16 protein-coding genes are annotated in these 16652 nt (G+C 62.6%); 12 read left to right on the forward strand and 4 right to left on the reverse strand.

What is annotated here, in order from left to right; genetic code table 11:
- Nucleotides 1–104 precede the first annotated feature (104 nt).
- A complete protein-coding gene (locus FF80_RS13750; protein WP_035101525.1) occupies nucleotides 105–377 on the reverse strand; it encodes a BolA family protein in 273 nt (90 codons plus the stop codon).
- 43 nt (nucleotides 378–420) lie between these two features.
- On the opposite strand from FF80_RS13750, the gene FF80_RS13755 reads away from it, so the two are divergent.
- The 4 genes from FF80_RS13755 (at nucleotide 421) to FF80_RS21045 (ending at nucleotide 5311) form a co-directional block, all read left to right on the forward strand.
- Nucleotides 421–1041, forward strand: coding sequence for a DnaJ domain-containing protein (locus FF80_RS13755; protein ID WP_035101527.1), 621 nt, complete (start codon nucleotides 421–423; stop codon nucleotides 1039–1041).
- A 240-nt stretch (nucleotides 1042–1281) separates the two neighbouring features.
- On the forward strand, nucleotides 1282–2265 hold the full coding sequence (cobS, locus tag FF80_RS13760; RefSeq protein WP_035101528.1) for a cobaltochelatase subunit CobS: 984 nt from the start codon (nucleotides 1282–1284) through the stop codon (nucleotides 2263–2265).
- A 167-nt stretch (nucleotides 2266–2432) separates the two neighbouring features.
- Nucleotides 2433–4322, forward strand: a complete 1890-nt coding sequence (gene cobT / locus FF80_RS13765) for a cobaltochelatase subunit CobT (protein WP_035101530.1) — start codon at nucleotides 2433–2435, stop codon at nucleotides 4320–4322.
- The gene (locus FF80_RS21045; protein WP_052153581.1) at nucleotides 4319–5311 is read left to right on the forward strand and encodes an esterase-like activity of phytase family protein; all 993 of its coding nucleotides are present in this window, start codon (nucleotides 4319–4321) and stop codon (nucleotides 5309–5311) included. Before cobT ends, FF80_RS21045 begins: the two co-directional genes overlap by 4 nt.
- A gap of 140 nt (nucleotides 5312–5451) precedes the next feature.
- Here FF80_RS21045 and FF80_RS13775 read toward each other — a convergent pair whose 3' ends face one another.
- Both FF80_RS13775 and rpmB read right to left on the reverse strand, forming a co-directional pair.
- Complete coding sequence (locus FF80_RS13775) at nucleotides 5452–6138, reverse strand: queuosine precursor transporter (RefSeq protein WP_035101532.1); 687 nt, start codon at nucleotides 6136–6138, stop codon at nucleotides 5452–5454.
- 132 nt (nucleotides 6139–6270) lie between these two features.
- On the reverse strand, nucleotides 6271–6558 hold the full coding sequence (gene rpmB, locus FF80_RS13780) for a 50S ribosomal protein L28 (protein ID WP_035101533.1): 288 nt from the start codon (nucleotides 6556–6558) through the stop codon (nucleotides 6271–6273).
- A 246-nt stretch (nucleotides 6559–6804) separates the two neighbouring features.
- On the opposite strand from rpmB, the gene FF80_RS13785 reads away from it, so the two are divergent.
- From FF80_RS13785 to FF80_RS13815, 7 genes are all read left to right on the forward strand, one after another.
- Nucleotides 6805–7581 carry a DUF3108 domain-containing protein gene (locus FF80_RS13785; RefSeq protein ID WP_035101534.1) on the forward strand — a complete coding sequence of 259 codons (777 nt, stop codon included), beginning with the start codon at nucleotides 6805–6807 and terminating at the stop codon, nucleotides 7579–7581.
- Between the two features lie 1016 nt (nucleotides 7582–8597).
- Nucleotides 8598–11582: a helicase-related protein gene (locus tag FF80_RS13790; RefSeq protein WP_035101535.1), complete on the forward strand. Its 2985-nt coding sequence runs from the start codon at nucleotides 8598–8600 to the stop codon at nucleotides 11580–11582.
- Between the two features lie 3 nt (nucleotides 11583–11585).
- Nucleotides 11586–11993, forward strand: coding sequence for an RNA-binding S4 domain-containing protein (locus tag FF80_RS13795; RefSeq protein ID WP_152558383.1), 408 nt, complete (start codon nucleotides 11586–11588; stop codon nucleotides 11991–11993).
- Nucleotide 11994: 1 nt separating this feature from the next.
- Entirely contained in the window at nucleotides 11995–12504 is a 510-nt protein-coding gene (locus FF80_RS13800) for a GNAT family N-acetyltransferase (RefSeq protein ID WP_035101537.1), read from the forward strand.
- A gap of 162 nt (nucleotides 12505–12666) precedes the next feature.
- Complete coding sequence (gene fdxA, locus FF80_RS13805; protein WP_035101538.1) at nucleotides 12667–13005, forward strand: ferredoxin FdxA; 339 nt, start codon at nucleotides 12667–12669, stop codon at nucleotides 13003–13005.
- 509 nt (nucleotides 13006–13514) lie between these two features.
- Nucleotides 13515–14078 (forward strand): CarD family transcriptional regulator, encoded by a 564-nt coding sequence (locus tag FF80_RS13810; protein ID WP_035101539.1) that lies wholly within the window; start codon nucleotides 13515–13517, stop codon nucleotides 14076–14078.
- 85 nt (nucleotides 14079–14163) lie between these two features.
- Entirely contained in the window at nucleotides 14164–15087 is a 924-nt protein-coding gene (locus FF80_RS13815) for an aminoglycoside phosphotransferase family protein (RefSeq protein WP_052153582.1), read from the forward strand.
- A gap of 6 nt (nucleotides 15088–15093) precedes the next feature.
- Here the strand turns inward: FF80_RS13815 and FF80_RS13820 are convergent, their stop codons facing one another.
- The gene (locus FF80_RS13820; RefSeq protein ID WP_035101540.1) at nucleotides 15094–15924 is read right to left on the reverse strand and encodes a methyltransferase domain-containing protein; all 831 of its coding nucleotides are present in this window, start codon (nucleotides 15922–15924) and stop codon (nucleotides 15094–15096) included.
- A 44-nt stretch (nucleotides 15925–15968) separates the two neighbouring features.
- Between FF80_RS13820 and FF80_RS13825 the strand changes: the two genes are divergently transcribed.
- Nucleotides 15969–16652 (forward strand): ComF family protein (locus FF80_RS13825; RefSeq protein ID WP_052153583.1); only part of this gene is annotated, 684 nt, incomplete at its 3' end.

A 16652-nucleotide genomic window follows, 5' to 3' on the forward strand; every position in this document is an offset into this window, starting at 1 on the left:
CGCTGACATTGAAGCGAGGGGATGGCTCAGTACCCCTCACCCTGATCATTCTTCTGAACGAAGAATGATCTGTCCCTCTCCCACAAGGGGCGAGGGTAGACGTGCTAAAACGACCCATCCACCGGCAAAACGTCGATGGCGAGGGCATGCACCGGGCCTTTGAGTTCGCTTTCGAGCGCGTCCATGACCGCGCGGTGTTGCGCAACGCGGCTTAGACCGTCAAAATGACGGGTCGCGATTCTGACACGAAAATGGGTTTCACCACCCTCCCGCCACCCGGCGTGACCATGATGCTGGCTCGACTCGTCGATCACATCGAGGAAAGCGGGGGCAAATTTAGCGGTGAGCTTGGCTATGATGGTCTGTCTGGCGGACATAATGGCAGGTTCCTTTGGTCTATTGGCAAGTAACTAGGCGAGAATGAAACTGCAATCCAAGCTGTTCGATAACATTCGCATCAGGCCGCGCCGGGAAGAAAAGCCCGCGCCGGTGGAGCAGATTTGCGACTGGGAAGGCTGTGACCGGCCCGGCACGCACAAGGCACCCAAGGGGCATCGCAACGAGGGGCAGTATCACCATTTTTGCCTCGAGCATGTGCGCCACTACAATACCGCGTTCAATTTCTTCGCCGGCATGGAGAAGGACGAGCTGGAAGAGGCGCTGCATGCCCCGCCCAAGGCCGACACCCGCAAGAGTTTTGCGACGGGCCAGGCGGGCGCACGGCCGGCCAGCACGGCGGGCCTGCGGCCGGGCGATAAATATGGCGACCCGTTCGGGGTGTTTGCGCGCTACCGGCATCGGCAGGCGCAGACGCCGGCCTCCGAACGCGTCAAACCATTGCATGAGCCGGACCGGCGGGCGCTCGAAACGCTGGGCATTATGGGCCACGCCAAATCGGACGAGATCAAGGCCGCCTACAAGACCCTGGTCAAGATCCATCACCCCGATGCCAATGGTGGCGACAAATCCTCCGAGGACAGGCTGCGCACCATCATCGCGGCCTACTCGCATCTCAAAAAGGCGGGCTTCGTCGCAAAGTAGTTGAGTTCGGTGAGGGAGGCCTGCAAATGGCAGTTTTCTGCGCTTCCGGTGCTCACGTACTCATGTACGCTCCGCTCCGGTTCTCGAAAACCACCATTTTCGACTCTCCCTGACCGAACGCGTCACGAGAGGCAGGGGTGAGCAATCCACGGCTACCCCCCTTGTCACATTGCTGCTATAGAGCGCCCGTCTTTTCGTTCTCCCGCCTCGATTTTCTCTCCTTCCTGCAAGAGCCCTCCAATGAGTGAATTCAGCAATCTGCCCGACACCGACTACAAGGCCCGGGACCTGTTCGGGATCGACACCGACATGGTGGTCAAGGGCTATGCCGAACGCACCAGCCATGTGCCCCCGATCGACCCGGATTACCTGTTCGATCGCAACACGACCCTGGCGATCCTGGCCGGCTTTGCGTTCAACCGCCGCGTCATGGTGCAGGGCTATCACGGCACGGGTAAATCGACCCATATCGAGCAGGTCGCGGCGCGGCTGAACTGGCCGCTGGTGCGCGTCAACCTTGACAGCCATGTGTCCCGGATCGATCTGGTCGGCAAGGACGCGATCGTGCTCAAGGACGGCAAGCAGATCACCGAATTCCGCGATGGCATCCTGCCATGGGCGGTGCAGAACAACGTCGCGCTGGTGTTCGATGAATATGACGCGGGCCGTCCCGACGTGATGTTCGTGATCCAGCGCGTGCTGGAAGTGGCGGGTCGATTGACCCTGCTCGACCAGAACCGCGTGATTGTGCCCCATCCGGCATTCCGCCTGTTCTCGACCACCAATACGATCGGTCTGGGCGATACGTCGGGGCTCTATCACGGCACCCAGCAGATCAACCAGGGTCAGATGGACCGCTGGAGTCTGGTCACCACGCTCAATTATCTGCCGCATGACAAGGAAGTCGGCATCGTTCTGGCCAAGAATAAAGGCTATGGCGAGACCGAGAAGGGCATGAAGCTCATTTCCAACATGGTGCGGCTGGCCGATTTGACGCGTCAGGCGTTCATCAATGGGGACCTGTCCACCGTGATGAGCCCGCGTACGGTAATTACCTGGGCCGAGAACACGCAGATTTTCGGGGGCGATACCGGTTTTGCGTTCCGGCTGACCTTCCTCAACAAATGTGACGAGCTCGAGCGCCCCGTGGTGGCCGAGTTCTATCAGCGCGTGTTCGGGGAAGACCTGCCGGAAAGCTCGGCCAATCTGGCGGTGACGGCTTAGGTCAAGGCCCCCTCACCCGCCGCTACGCGGGACCTCTCCCCCAAAGGGAGAGGTGAGAAGGGCACTGAGCGTGCCACAACTTCACCTCTCCCTTTGGGGGAGAGGTCGGCCCAAAGGGCCGGGTGAGGGGGCCTTCCTTCCCGGTCACAACATGAACCGATAGACCCATGGCACAAGTACCGCGCAGCAAAGCCAACAGACCCGACCAGACCCAGGTCTTCAAATCGGCCATGGGGGCGACCGTGCGCGCCATTGGCGGCCGGGCGGATCTGGAAGTGAGCTTCACCTCCGACCGGCCGCTGCTGACTTCGGACAAGGCGCGCCTGGCCAATCTGCCGCGGCTGCCGACAAGGCGTGACGTCGCCATTGCCCGCGGGCAGGGCGACGCCATGGCGATGCGGCTGGCCAGCCACGATCCCGAAACCCACCGCAAGCGCAGCCCCATGGATCCCATGGCAAGGGCGGCGTTCGATGCGCTGGAACAGGCGCGGGTCGAGGCTTTGGGCTGTGTGCGCATGCCGGGCATGGTGGGCAATATCGGGGAAATGCTGGAAGATCGGCTGTTCCGCGCCAATTTCGCCGAGGTCGATGACAAGGGCGATGCGCCCATTGCCGAGGCCCTGGGGCTGTTGCTGCGCGAGAAGCTGGCAGGGGTGCCGGTGCCGCCTTCGGGGCATGCGCTGGTCGATCTGTGGCGCAAGGAGATCGAGGACAAGGGTGGCAAGTCGCTCGACGATCTGCTGACGCGCTACGAGAACCAGGACGAGTTTTCCAAGGCCGCCAAGGCGCTGCTGCGCGACCTCAACCTGGTGCCCGAAAGCGAGCTGGATGATCCGGACGCCTCCGACGAGGAAAGCGACGACAATCAGGAACCCGATGCCGGGGATAGCTCGGACAAGGCGCCGGAGCAGGGCGAGGGCGAGAACGAAAGCTCGGATGCCGATCAGGACCAGCAGGCCGGCGAGTCGGAAGAAACCGGCGACGTCGAGGGCATGGAATCGGACATGGCCGACACCGATGAGGACGCGGCCGCCGAAGCGGGCGAGGACGCGCCCATGCCCCCGCCTGCCAAGGATGGCGGGGAGCGCCTCTCCAACCAGTTCCAGTACAAGGTGTTCACCACCAAGTTCGACGAGATCGTCAAGGCGGCCGAATTGTGCCCGCCGGACGAATTGGATCAGTTGCGGGCGCTGCTCGACAAGCAGCTGGAAAATCTGGCCGGTGCGGTGGCGCGGCTGGCCAACAAGCTGCAGCGGCGGCTGATGGCCAAGCAGAATCGGAGCTGGCAGTTCGATCTGGAGGAAGGGCTGCTGGACACGGCGCGGTTGACCCGCGTGGTGACCGATCCGATGCAGGCGCTCAGCTTCAAGGTGGAGAACGACACCGATTTCCGCGACACGATCGTGACGCTCCTGATCGACAATTCGGGCTCGATGCGCGGGCGGCCGATCACCATTGCGGCGATCTGCGGCGATATTCTTGCCCGCACGCTGGAGCGCTGTGGCGTCAAGGTCGAGATCCTGGGCTTCACCACCCGCGCCTGGAAGGGCGGCAAGAGCCGTGAGGCTTGGCTCGAGGCCAATCGCCCGGCCAATCCCGGGCGCGTCAACGATGTGCGCCACATCATCTACAAGGCAGCGGACGAACCTTGGCGGCATGCGCGGCGGAATCTCGGCCTGATGATGCGCGAAGGGCTGCTCAAGGAAAATATCGATGGCGAGGCGCTGGAATGGGCGCGCAAGCGGCTGATGGCCCGGCCCGAGGCGCGGCGTATCCTGATGGTGATTTCCGATGGCGCGCCGGTCGATGATTCAACTCAAAGCGTCAATGCCGGCAATTACCTGGAAGCCCATTTGCGCCAGGTGATCGAGGATATCGAAACGCGCTCGCCCATCCAGTTGGTGGCGGTGGGCATCGGGCATGACGTGACCCGCTATTATCGCCGGGCGGTGACGCTGCTCGATGCGGAAGAATTGGCCGGGGCGCTGACTGATGAGCTGGCGGCCTTGTTCGATGAAGAGCCGCCCGCCCAATCGCGCCGGCGCGGCCGCGGATGAGATGGCTTGCTGCTGGCTGCATCGCCGCGCTGCTGGTGGGCATGCAGCCTGCCACAGCCGCCGAGGTGACCGTCAGCGCCGTCCAGATCACCCGCTTCAAGGAGAGCGCGCTCGACCAGAAGGTGGATAAGCTGATCTGGCGGGGCGGTATCGCCATGGTCAGTCAGGAGGACACGTTTGGCGGGCTTTCCGGGCTGACCTTTACCGGACCGGACCATCGCGCGGTGTTTGTCAGCGATCGCGGCAATTTCGTCTCCGGGCAATTGGCCTATGACGACGCGAACCGCTTGTTCGGCTTTATCGGCGTCACCATTGAGCCGATACGCAATTCCAAGGGTGATCCGCTGCCCCGGCAATATGCGCGGGATGCCGAGTCAGTGGATACCGTTTATCGCAACGGGCTGCCGGTCGCGGTGCGGGTGGGGTTCGAGCATTTGACGCGGGTGGCCGATTTTGCGCTGAGCGATGGTGTGCCGGGTGGGGCTGCGCGCGAGGTGCCGACCCCCGATTGGCTCGGTGAATTGCGGACCAATGGCACACTGGAATCGGTATGCGTGGCGCCGGCCGGTTCCCCGATTGCGGGATCGACGCTGTTGCTCAACGAGGGCGCGATCGACGCGGACGGCAATCATCGCGGGTGGCTGTTGGGGCAGAACGACAAAGGGCCGGTGAGCTATCGCTCAAGTGCGGCGGCCGACCCCACTGAATGCGCCTTCCTGCCCAATGGGGACCTTTTGGTACTCGAACGCGGCGTGTCGTTCCTGACATTTTCCATGGCGCTGCGCCGCGTGCCGGCGGCCGAAGTGCGGGCCGGCAATGCGATGGCGGGCGAAGTGTTGCTCTCGGCCGGGGGCGGGGAGGTCGACAATATGGAGTCGATGGCGGTGTATACGGCGGCCGATGGCGAGGTGCGGATCGTCATCGGGTCGGACAATAATTTCAACGACTGGCAGCGGAGCCTGTTGCTGGAGTTTGGGGTGCCCAATTAACTTTGGCACTAGACCCAGTACCGCCGTCATTGCCCGGCTCGTCCGGGCAATCCATGCCTCCACCAGCACTGAAAGATGGATCACCCGGACGAGCCGGGTGATGACGGTGGGAATGGGGCGGTGGTCGAAAGCCCCCAGCCTTACGCCCGCGGGGCGAGTGGCGGGAGGGGCATGATCCGGCCCATCAGGGCGCGGTAGGGGGCCAGCAGCAGCAGGGCGGCGAGGAATTTTACCAGGAAATCGCCGGAGGCCAGCGAGATCCAGAGCGGGACTTCGGGGCCGATGCCGAGCCATGGGGCGGGGAAGGCGAGCGAGCCATCGGCCAGGCCGAACAGCAGGTCGATCCCGACCAGAGCCGGGGCGAAAGCGACAGTGAAGAAGATCGCGGTATCGATCAGCGAGCCGAACAGCGAGCCGGCCAAGGGGGGCAGGAACCAGGCTTTGGCGGCGCGCAGGCGCGAGAAGACGGCAATGTCGAGCAATTGGCCGATGAGGAAAGCCGTCGCCGAAGCAAGGGCAATGCGCTGGGTGGTGGCGGGGCCGCCTTCGGCATTCCAGGGCAGCGGATGATAGCTGAGATAGAATGACAGAACCAGGCCGACGAGGAAGCCCACCAGCACGACGAGCCGGGCATTGCGCGGGCCGTCATAGCGGTTGGTGAGGTCGGTGACGAGGAAGGCAAAGGGGAAGGTGAAGGCGCCCCAGGTCAGAAGATCGGCCAGGTTGACCGAGCCGAGCTGGACCTGCAGCGGAAACAGCACCAGGATATTGGACGCGGCCACGACCACGACCATGGCGGCAACGGCCGCCAGGAAACGAGCAAGCATCAGAATGCACCTCAATGTAACCGCGGCCCGGCAGCAGACCGGCGCGGATGTTTGTCTTGGCCATCATAGCGCAAAACAAAACCGCGTGGGCACATCATCCACGCGGCTAATTCTTATAGGCCGGCCGTTCGCTTAGGCAGCAGCGAGAGCGGCGCGAACTTCCTTCTTGATACCCTGGGCCAGGGTCGACAGGGTCGCGTCGTCCTGCTTGAGCAGGAAGGCGTCGAGACCACCGCGGTGCTCGACGGTGCGCAGGGCCGCAGCCGAGATGCGCAGCTTGACCGGACGGTTCAGCGCGTCCGAAATCAGCGTCACGTTGAGCAGGTTGGGGAGGAAGCGGCGGCGGGTGCGGTTGAGCGCGTGGGACACATTGTTCCCGGTCATTACGCCCTTGCCAGTCAGTTCACAGCGACGTGCCATTTGGAGATATCCTAATTTGTGTAAAGGTCCTGCGTGGCGGCTCAATACCGCGACGGGCCTCGATTGTTGTGAAATCTTGGCCGCTCTTTAGAGAAAAGGGGGGGGCGCGTCAAGAAGACAGCGCCCGCAAACGCCCGTGATTGCCTTGCATGGGCCACAAGGGCACGGCAATTTCATCATTAATAGTGATTCGCTGCGGCGTCCGGGCCTGCCTGCTCGCCCCCAAAGTGTTGAGACGACGCGCCCGTGACCTATTTCCGTTCCGCTTTCGCCGCAATGGCCCTTCTGGCTGCAACGCCCGCTCTGGCCCAACAGGTGGATGCCCGGGCCAGCTATGTGCTGACCCTGGGCGGCATCAATATCGCCATGATGGATGTCGAACTCGGCGACACTGGATCGCGCTATGCGCTCGATCTTTCCGCCAATGTAGCGGGAATGGGTGCGGTGGTGGCCAGCGGCACGGCCAGCGCCCATGCCTCGGGCAGTTCGGCCAATGGGCTGGTGTCGCAGAGCTTTAATCTGAAAACGCGGGCCAATGGCGAGGCCTTTGGCGTGGATGTGTCCTTTGCCGGCGGCGAGGTCAGCGCCTTCAAGGTCGAGCCGCCGATCACCGATACCTATGACCGGGTACCGCTGGAACGCCGGCATCTGACCGGCGTCGGCGATTTCCTCTCGGCCTTCGTCGTCAAGGGCGGGGCGCTCGACAAGGGGCTGTGCCAGCGCAAGCTCAATATCTTTACCGGGGTTGAGCGCTTCAACATCGCCATGAGCTATGCCGGGGAGGATGAAGCCACCTCGCCGCGCACGGGCTATCAGGGGCCGGTCGTGGTATGCAGTCTCGATTACCAGCCAATCTCGGGGCATTTCACCGAGTCCGAAATCACCAATTACCTGGCCGACAAGAGCCGCATCCTGATGTGGTACGCGCCGCTGGGCCAGACGGGCTATTTCGTGCCCTATCGCGTGTTGCTGGGCACCAATATGGGGGATCTCTCCATGGTGCTGACCAGTATGAAACCCTGACGTTTCGTCCCGTTTCGATACGGTCAACGGGTTTTTTGCCAAGATCGCGGCCCAAGGCCGGGCATTTGTGGGGGCTGCGTTGTTAAACCGGTGCAGCCCTTATGCTTTTTGCGATTAGCGTTTCGTTCAGACCTGGCCGAAAACGGGCAATCTTCATGCTTTGGTGATGGAGTTGAACGGGTTTGGCGGAGAGCGGGCGGGTTTTCGGTGGTAGCGCTGCCGGCTAGTGGGCGAGCGATGGCGCGGGCCACCAGATGTGGTGGAGAACAAAGCCGCATTGTTTGATTCTCTGCCGTTTCTTCCCTGTTCGTTCCGGGTTTGGTTCAGGGGTGAACGCGGACGGGGCTGATGGCGCAGAATTGTGCCGTTTCGGGACGGGAGGGTGTGCTGCCCTGGCTGGTTGTGGTTCTCGCCACGCCTCCTGCGGACCTCGTGTTCATTCAAACCACAATGTCATTCCCGCGAAAGCGGGAACCTCTGTTTTCTTCTCGGGTATAGCCAACGGAGGTCCCCGCTTTCGCGGGGATGACATGGTGGGCGGGATAGATGTTTCCGCGGCTCTTGGAAGCTGGATCGCGTTTCCGCCCCCCCCCCCTGTCCCCCGATGGGACGGTCAATGGGGAATATCCTCAATCCTGGCGCTAAGGCCCGCAGGGATGGGGCGGCGAAATCTCTACGGAGCAGAAAATTGCGTATCGCCGCCGTTTACCTTTGCTTCACGGATCGCAAAAATTTCCGGATTTTCATGGTTTGGTAGCCGAGTTGAACAGGAAAGCTCGGTTGGCGGCCGAAACGCAACTGCCGCGGGCGTCTCTGGTGGGGCGGGATGCCGCGACCCACTACCGATGGTGGAGAACAAACCGGGATTCAGCGAGTCGCGCCGATTCGGTTCTGTTTCGTTCCCCTCGTGTTCTCGCCATTAAGCAGGATGACATTTCTGTCGTCTGGAGTGTGCTTTTGTGGGACAGCCTGTTGGGGGCTCGTAACCGGACAGAACTGCCCCTACATTGGCGGCGATGACTTTTGCACCATACCAATCGGTCAAGGCGATTCTGGGCCCGACCAATACCGGCAAGACCTATTTCGCCATCGAGCGGATGCTGGCCCATCCGAGCGGGATGATCGGGCTGCCGCTGCGTTTGCTGGCGCGCGAAGTCTATACGCGGGTGGTCGAGCGGGTCGGTGAGCAAGCCGTAGCTTTGGTCACGGGGGAAGAGCGAATCGTGCCGGCGCGGCCGCGCTATTGGGTCTGCACGGTCGAAGCCATGCCGATGGATATCCATGTCGATTGCGTGGCGATCGACGAAATCCAGACAGCAATCGATTTTGACCGCGGGCATGTGTTCACCGATCGGATTCTGAATGCGCGCGGCCGCCAGGAAACCCTGCTGCTGGGCGCGGCGACCATGGCGCCGGTAATCCGAAAACTCCTGCCCAATGCCGATATCGTGGATCGGCCGCGCTTTTCCCAACTGACCTATGCAGGGTCCAAGAAGATTTCGCGCCAGCCGACGCGATCGGCCATCGTCGCCTTCTCGGCGCGGCAGGTCTATGCCATTGCCGAACTGATCCGGCGCGAGCGGGGCGGGGCCGCGGTGGTGATGGGCGCGCTCTCGCCCCGCACACGCAATGCGCAGGTCGAGCTCTACCAGAATGGCGATGTGGATTTCCTGGTGGCGACCGATGCCATCGGCATGGGGCTCAATCTTGATATCCACCATGTCGCCTTTGCCGACGACACCAAATTCGATGGCCATCAGAGCCGGCCGCTAACTGCGGCAGAATTGGGGCAGATTGCCGGCCGGGCGGGGCGCCATGCGCGCAATGGTACGTTCGGGGTGACCGGGGGCACCGAGGGATTCGAGGAAGAAATGGTCGTGGCGCTCGAAACCCACGATTTTGAGCCCGTTAAAGTGCTGCAATGGCGCAACAATAGACTAGATTATTCATCCATCCCCGCACTGCTCGACAGCCTCGAGCAAAGCCCGGAAAACCGCAGTTTGACCCGGGTTCCGGTGGCCACGGACCAGCGGGCGCTCGAATTTGTGGCGCGCAACGAGGCGGGCAAGCTGGCGCGTGGTCTGGACGGGGCGCGGCTGTTGTGGGAATGCTGCCAAATCCCTGATTATCAGGGGATTTCTCCGGCCAATCACGGGGAAATCGTCACCCGAATTTACTCGGATTTGAAACGAAATGGAAAGGTCGATCAGGACTGGATTGCCGAGCAGGTTCGCTTTTGCGACAATGCCAGCGGGGACATCGATACGCTCAGCAACCGGATCAAGCAAATCCGTACCTGGACGTTTGTCGCCAATCGGAAAAACTGGCTTGCAGACCCTTCACATTGGCGCGAAAAGACCCGAGACATTGAAGACCGCCTGAGCGATGCCCTGCATGAAAGGCTCACCCAGCGGTTCGTCGACCGGCGCACGAGCGTCTTGCTTCGCCACCTGAAAGACAAACGTATGGCATCTCCCGAGATCAATGAGCGTGGCGAAGTTCGGCTGGAAGGCCATCTGATCGGCACACTCGAAGGCTTCCGCTTTACCCTTTCCCGCAATGACGGGGACGTCGATACCAAGGGCTTACGGGCGGCAGCCGATCACGTGGTGGCGCCCGAAATCTACAATCGGGCCGACCGGCTGGCCGGGGCGCCGAACGAGGAATTCGTGCTGGCGACCGATGGAAAGCTGCGCTGGAAGGGCGATGTCGTCGCCGAACTGATCGAGGGCGATGCGCTCTATCGGCCGCGCATCCTGATTCTGGCCGACGAAACGCTGACCGGCGTCGACCTTGAGCGCGTGCAGGATCGGTTGAGCCTGTGGTTGCGCCATCACATCAATACCGTGCTCGAAAGCGTCATGGCGCTGGAAGCGCCGGCCGATATCGAAGGCGCGGCGCGGGGCATTGCCTTCCAGCTTTACGAGCATCTGGGGCTGTTGCCGCGGGCGCAGGTGGCCGACGAGGTCAAGGCGCTCGACCAGGACGTGCGCGGCAAGATGCGCAAGCTGGGCATCAAGTTCGGCGCCTATCACATCTTCCTGCCGCTGGCGCTGAAGCCGGCGCCGCGCGAACTGGCACTGATTCTGTTTGCGCTGAAAAATGGCGGCATCCGCCAGCCGGGCGTGACCGACATTCCCCATATCGTGCTCTCGGGCCGCACCTCGTTCCTGGTCGATCCCGAGGTCGATACCAGGCTCTATGAGGTCGCCGGCTTCAAGGTGGCGGGCAAGCGGGCGGTGCGGGTCGATATTCTCGAGCGGCTGGCCGACATTATCCGGCCGCTGATTGCGCTCGATCCGAGCCGCCATCAGGGCGATGTGCCGGTGGGTGCTGCCGAAGGCAACGGCTTCCGCGTGACGGTCGAGATGACCTCGCTGCTGGGTTGTTCGGGCGAGGATTTCGCCTCGATCCTGAGCTCGCTCGGCTATCGCGTCAAACGCACGCCCAAGGTTGCCGCGCCCGTGGCCGCGCAAGCCAGTGCGGAAGCGCCGGCGCTGGAAGAAGTGCTGGCAGAGAATCCGGCATCGGTCGATGCTGTTGCCGAGGCGCCGCTGGAGGCCGTCGTGGCCGAGGCAGAAGTGGCTCCCGTGGCGCTTGAAGCCGAAATTCCGGCGACGACAATCGTCGAAGCCGAACCGGCTGTGGTTGCCGATGCGACCCCCGCCGAGCCGGAATTCGATGAAGTCTGGTTCCCCGGCGGCAAGCGGCCCGAGGCCAAGCGGCATGAGCATCGCCGCCGTCCCGAGGGCGAGAACCGGCAACGGCCGGTGGCCAAGCGCCGTCCCGAGGGGGAAGTGCAGGACCTTTCCAAGGCCCAGCATCTCAACCCCAAGCCCAAATTTGAGGGTCGCGGTCGCAACGACAACCGCAAGACCGAACGGCCCCGCGACGAACGGCCGAAATTCGAAAATGCGCGGCCGGAAAAGCGCGAGGCCAAGTTCGATCCAGACAGCCCCTTTGCCAAGCTGGCGGCCTTGCGCAACAAGAGCGCGGAGTAGCGATTGACAGGAACGAGCCCGATACCCGTTCGCAAGGAACGGCTCGACAAGTTCCTGTTTTTCTCGCGCGCCCTCAAATCGCGCACGCTGGCGCAGAAGGTCATCGAGACCGGCGCCATCCGCGTCAATTCCGAACGCACCGACAAAAGCGACTACAAGGTTGGCGCGGGCGACGTGCTGACCATGGCGATCCACGGCCGCATCATGGTTTGGAAAATCCTCGATGCGGGCGTGCGGCGGGGTCCGGCCAGCGAGGCGATGACGCTTTACGAGGATCTTTCGCCTCCAACCTTGCCCAAGGCCGAGCGCTCGCCCTATGAGGCGGCCATCGCGCCGCGCGACGAAGGGGCCGGGCGGCCGACCAAGAAACAACGGCGCGATACGGACCGGCTCAAGGATGGAGAGGCATAATATGTCGTTCGGCGACATTCCCACCCTCACCACCGAGCGGCTGGTGTTGCGTGCGCCGGTGCTGGACGATTTTGCGGATTATGCGCAATTTCTGGCCTCGCCGCGGTCGCGCTATATGGGCGGGCCCTTCGACACCAGGGGCGCCTGGCTCACATTTTGTCACGATGTTGCCTGCTGGCGCCTGTTCGGGCATGGCGCGCTGATGATCGAGCTGCGCTCAACCGGAGAATGCGTGGGGCAGGTGGGGATCAATCATGGTCCGCTATTCCCCGAAAAGGAGCTGGGCTGGCTCGTCTATGGCCCGCATGAAGGCCAAGGCTATGCGCTGGAGGCTGCTCGCGCCATGCGGGATTGGGCCTTTGCCATGCTGAAATTGCCGACGCTGGTGAGCTATGTCGATCAGGACAATGCGCGCTCGCAAATGCTGGCCGAAAGGCTGGGCGCCCGGCTCGATCCGGATGCGCCGAGGCAGGACAAGGAGGATCTGGTCTATCGCCATGCGGGGGGATGATCGGCTGGCGCGGGAAAATTTGCTGGCCATTGCGGGATGCGAGCCAAACCCTGCCCTGCCACGATCTTGCAGGGAAAGCCAAAAGGGTTTAGCACCGCAGCCGTTGAGACCATCCGGCCCGTCCCTCCCGGCGCCGGACCATCGTTCGGGACTGCCCAATAGATGACCTATATCGTCACCGATAATTGCATTGCCTGCAAATATACCGACTGCGTCGAAGTGTGTCCGGTGGACTGTTTCTACGAAGGCGAGAATATGCTGGTCATCCACCCGGACGAGTGTATCGATTGCGGCGTCTGCGAGCCTGAATGCCCGGCCGAGGCGATCAAGCCCGATACCGAAAGCGGGCTCGACGAATGGCTGGCGCTCAACACCAAGTTTGCCTCCATGTGGCCCAACCTGACCGAGCGGCGCGATCCGCTGCCCGAGGCCAAGGAAAAAGACGGCGAAGAGGGCAAGCTGGCAAAGTACTTCTCAGAGGCACCCGGCGAAGGCGACTGAAGCTCGCTCTTGCGGCTATGCCGGGCTGCAAATGCCCGTCGCCTGCGCTTCCGGTGCTCACGTACCGATATACGCTCCGCTCCGGTTCTCGGAGACGGACCTTTTCGTCTCGGCCCAGCCGCAAGCTCTTCGCTTCAGTGCTCATGCTGCGATCGGTGGATAGCCTGTGCACGAATGTGGCATTGAGCCCGCAGCCACATCCTCGTCACATTGAATCGGATGTGCGGGCGTGCCTGGGGCGGCATTGATTCGTAGTTTTTGATTTTGCTGAAATTTTGTGCTATGGTCTCATGATATGCAGTTGAGCCCGTCACCAACCCGTGCCTGAGGGCACGATTTTTTTGACCGACATTGGTGTGTTGCCTGGCCTCCGGGGAAAGCGGACCTGGAAAGCCATGGGGTTTTTGCTGCGCGCTGCGCCCACGATTTGGGCGTCTATGAGTTTGGAGTGGACGGTCCTTCCCGCGGGGAATCGTCCATTTGGGGCGTCAACAAGGAGTTCCAAGACTATGGTAGCCAAGAAGGTACAGACACGGCTCGGGTTCAAGACCGGCGAGTATGTCGTCTATCCGGCGCATGGCGTCGGTGTGATCGTCTCGATCGAGGAACAAGAAGTCGCCGGCCTGACCCTTGAGTTGTTCGTCATCAGCTTCGAACAGGACAAGCTGACCCTTCGCGTGCCTGTGGCCAAGATCAAATCGGTCGGCATGCGCAAGCTGGCCGAGGAAGACATGGTCACCCAGGCGCTGACCACCGTGACCGGCCGTGCCCGCGTCAAGCGCACCATGTGGTCGCGTCGCGCCCAGGAATACGAAGCCAAGATCAATTCGGGCGACCTGATCGCCATCTCGGAAGTCGTGCGCGATCTCTATCGCTCCGAAGAGCAGCCCGAGCAGTCCTATTCGGAACGCCAGCTGTTCGAACAGGCCATGGACCGCATGAGCCGCGAAATCGGCGCGGTCAATCGCCTGACGCTGACCGAAGCCGTGCAGCTGATCGAAAAGAACCTGGCCAAGTCGCCCAAGCGCACCAAGGCCGACGCCGCCGAAAGCGACGAGGAAGCCGCCGCCTAAAGCGGCTGGTTCAAGGACTATGGAAGGCCGGTGGAGACACCGGCCTTTTGTTTTGCATAATGCCGGGCGGGGAGGGATTGGAGTGATGCTGGATCGGGAACAGATCGAAACTGCGCTTGCCGGGCTCGACTTGGGCATGGTGACCGCCGTGACGGAACTGTCCGGCGGGCACGCCGCCGTGTTCAAGGTGGACCTCGCGGACGGTCGCCCGGTGATCCTCAAGGTCTACCGGGCCGACCACACCAAACCCGACAAGGACGCTTTTGCTGCCGCGCTATTGCGCGATAGGGCCCTGCCCATTGCGCATTATCTGCTCGTGGATGACAGCAGGGCCAAATTGCCATTTGGATTCGCCATTACCAGCTACCTGCCTGGGGTTGCTGCTGGTTCGCTGAAGAACCACCTCGATATTGCCAGTCTCTATCGCCAGACCGGCGCATTGTTGCGCTCGCTGCATGAAGTTAAGATGCCGGCCTATGGCGCCTTTGGCGCGGAGGGTATTGTTGATCCTCTTGCGTCCAACGAAGCCTCGATATGCAAAAGGATTGCGCATTCGTTCGAGTGGTTTGTCGCCATGGGTGGGGAGCCGGCACTTGGCGAGCGTCTGCGAGACATCGCCGAAGCCCGCTTTGATTCCATCGTCCCGTTTAGCAAAGGGGCAGTCTTTGCCCATGATGACCTGCATCCCAATAATGTGCTGGGCGTGGAGGACGAAAGCGGCAAGCTAGTGTTGAGTGGACTGATTGATTTCGGCAATGCGCGCGCGGCCGATCCGGTGGTCGATCTGGCCAAGTGCCTGTTCTGCTCGGAACATGACGCGCCAGGCAGCACGCCGCATATTTTGGCGGGCTATGGCGAAATAGAACACCCCGACCCTGCTGGAGCGCTCTGGTATTATACGTTGCTGCACCGGGTGACGATGTGGTGCTGGCTGCGACGCGTCGGCGTCATTGCGACAGCCGATACGCCAAGCGGATTGATCGATGATTTGCGGATGATGACGGCATAACGCGAGTTACCCCTTGAGCACATCGCCCAATCTGCTGGTCGCGCTACCAGGCTTGAGCGGCTTTTGCTGGCTTTCGTGCGGGGCCCAGCCGGAGAGCCAGATGATGTCGAGGGTGGCGCGGATGCGGCCGTCGGGGTCGGCGTCGCGCTCGGCATAGGCGCTGGCGGCGGCGGCGAGCAGGGCAGGGGTGGCGAGGCGCCGGGGGCGGTCGGCCAGGGGATTGGCCGCACCCAGGGCTTTGAGTTCGCTCATCAGCGCGAAGGGATTGGCGTAGCGCACGATATGGGTTTCGACATCGGCAACGGGCAGAGCCAGTCCGGCGCGCTGCAATAATCCGCCGGCATCGCGCACCTGGATCATTGGCGCCACGCGGGCCGAGGCGCCGCCGGTGACCAGGCTATCGGCGGCGAGGAAGGCCTCGCGCAATTCGGTGAGCGTGTCGCCACCCAAAGCGGCAATGGTCAGCAGGCCATCGGGCGCGAGAATCGCGCGCAGGCGGGCGATATAGCCAGGCACGTCGTTGACAGCCTGCAGATGGAGCAGGGAGACGATGAGATCGAAGGGGCCTTCGGGCAGGTCGGTCAGGTCATCGGGGCCGGCAAAGGCCGCGAGGCGCTGGTAGGTGAAGCTGGCACTGGCGGATTGGCCGGTGATGGGCAGTGTATCGATATCGGGGCCGATGATCAGCGCGCGGGGAAAATCGCGGATCAGCGTGCCGATCCGGTCTTCGAGGTCGCCCAGCACGAGGTCCATGACGAAATTATTGGCGCCGGGCGCGCGGCGGGCCAAATGGGCCGCGATCAGCGCGGTGTCGAAGATTTTGGGCGGATTGGCCATAAAGGGGATTGCCGGGTTTTGCGCGCGTGGCAGGATGGCTCGTTATGGAGAGCCAGGACGAGCTTGTCAAAACCACGCCTTTGCACAGCCGGCTTGCCATGGGCATCAGGCGGGCTGGACGGGTATTGCTCGATCAGCTTTATCCCCCGGTGTGCCTGTGTTGCGATGCACCGACAGGCATGGCGGATACGCTGTGTGCCAAGTGTTTTGCCGCGCTGCGGCCGATTACGGCGCCGCTCTGCCCGGTGCTGGGCCTGCCATTCGAGGTGGCACTGGGGCCGGATGCGCTGTCGGCCGAGGCGATTGCCGACCCGCCGCCTTTCGAGCGGGCGCGGGCGGCTCTGGTCTACAACGATCTGGCGGGCACGCTGGTATCGCGCCTCAAATATGGCGATCGGCCGGAACTGGCGCGGTTCTGCGCGCGGCTGATGGCGGGGGCGGGGCATGAATTATGGGCTGACCGGCCGATTCTGGTGCCGGTGCCGCTGCATGCGGCGCGGTTACGCGAGCGGCGCTACAATCAATCGGCGGAACTGGCGCAGCAACTGGCAAGGCTTACCGGGCTTGAATGCGAGATGGGGTTGGTGCGGCGCGTCAGGAAAACCCGGCAGCAGGTGGGGCTGAGCGGGGATGGGCGGGCGCGCAATGTGGCGGGCGCCTTTGCCGTGGATATCGAACGGCTGGCGGGGGGGGCGGGGCGGTCGGTGGTGCGGGGCGGGTGGGGGGGG

The organism is Devosia sp. LC5 (genome assembly GCF_000735585.1).
Taxonomy (GTDB): domain Bacteria; phylum Pseudomonadota; class Alphaproteobacteria; order Rhizobiales; family Devosiaceae; genus Devosia.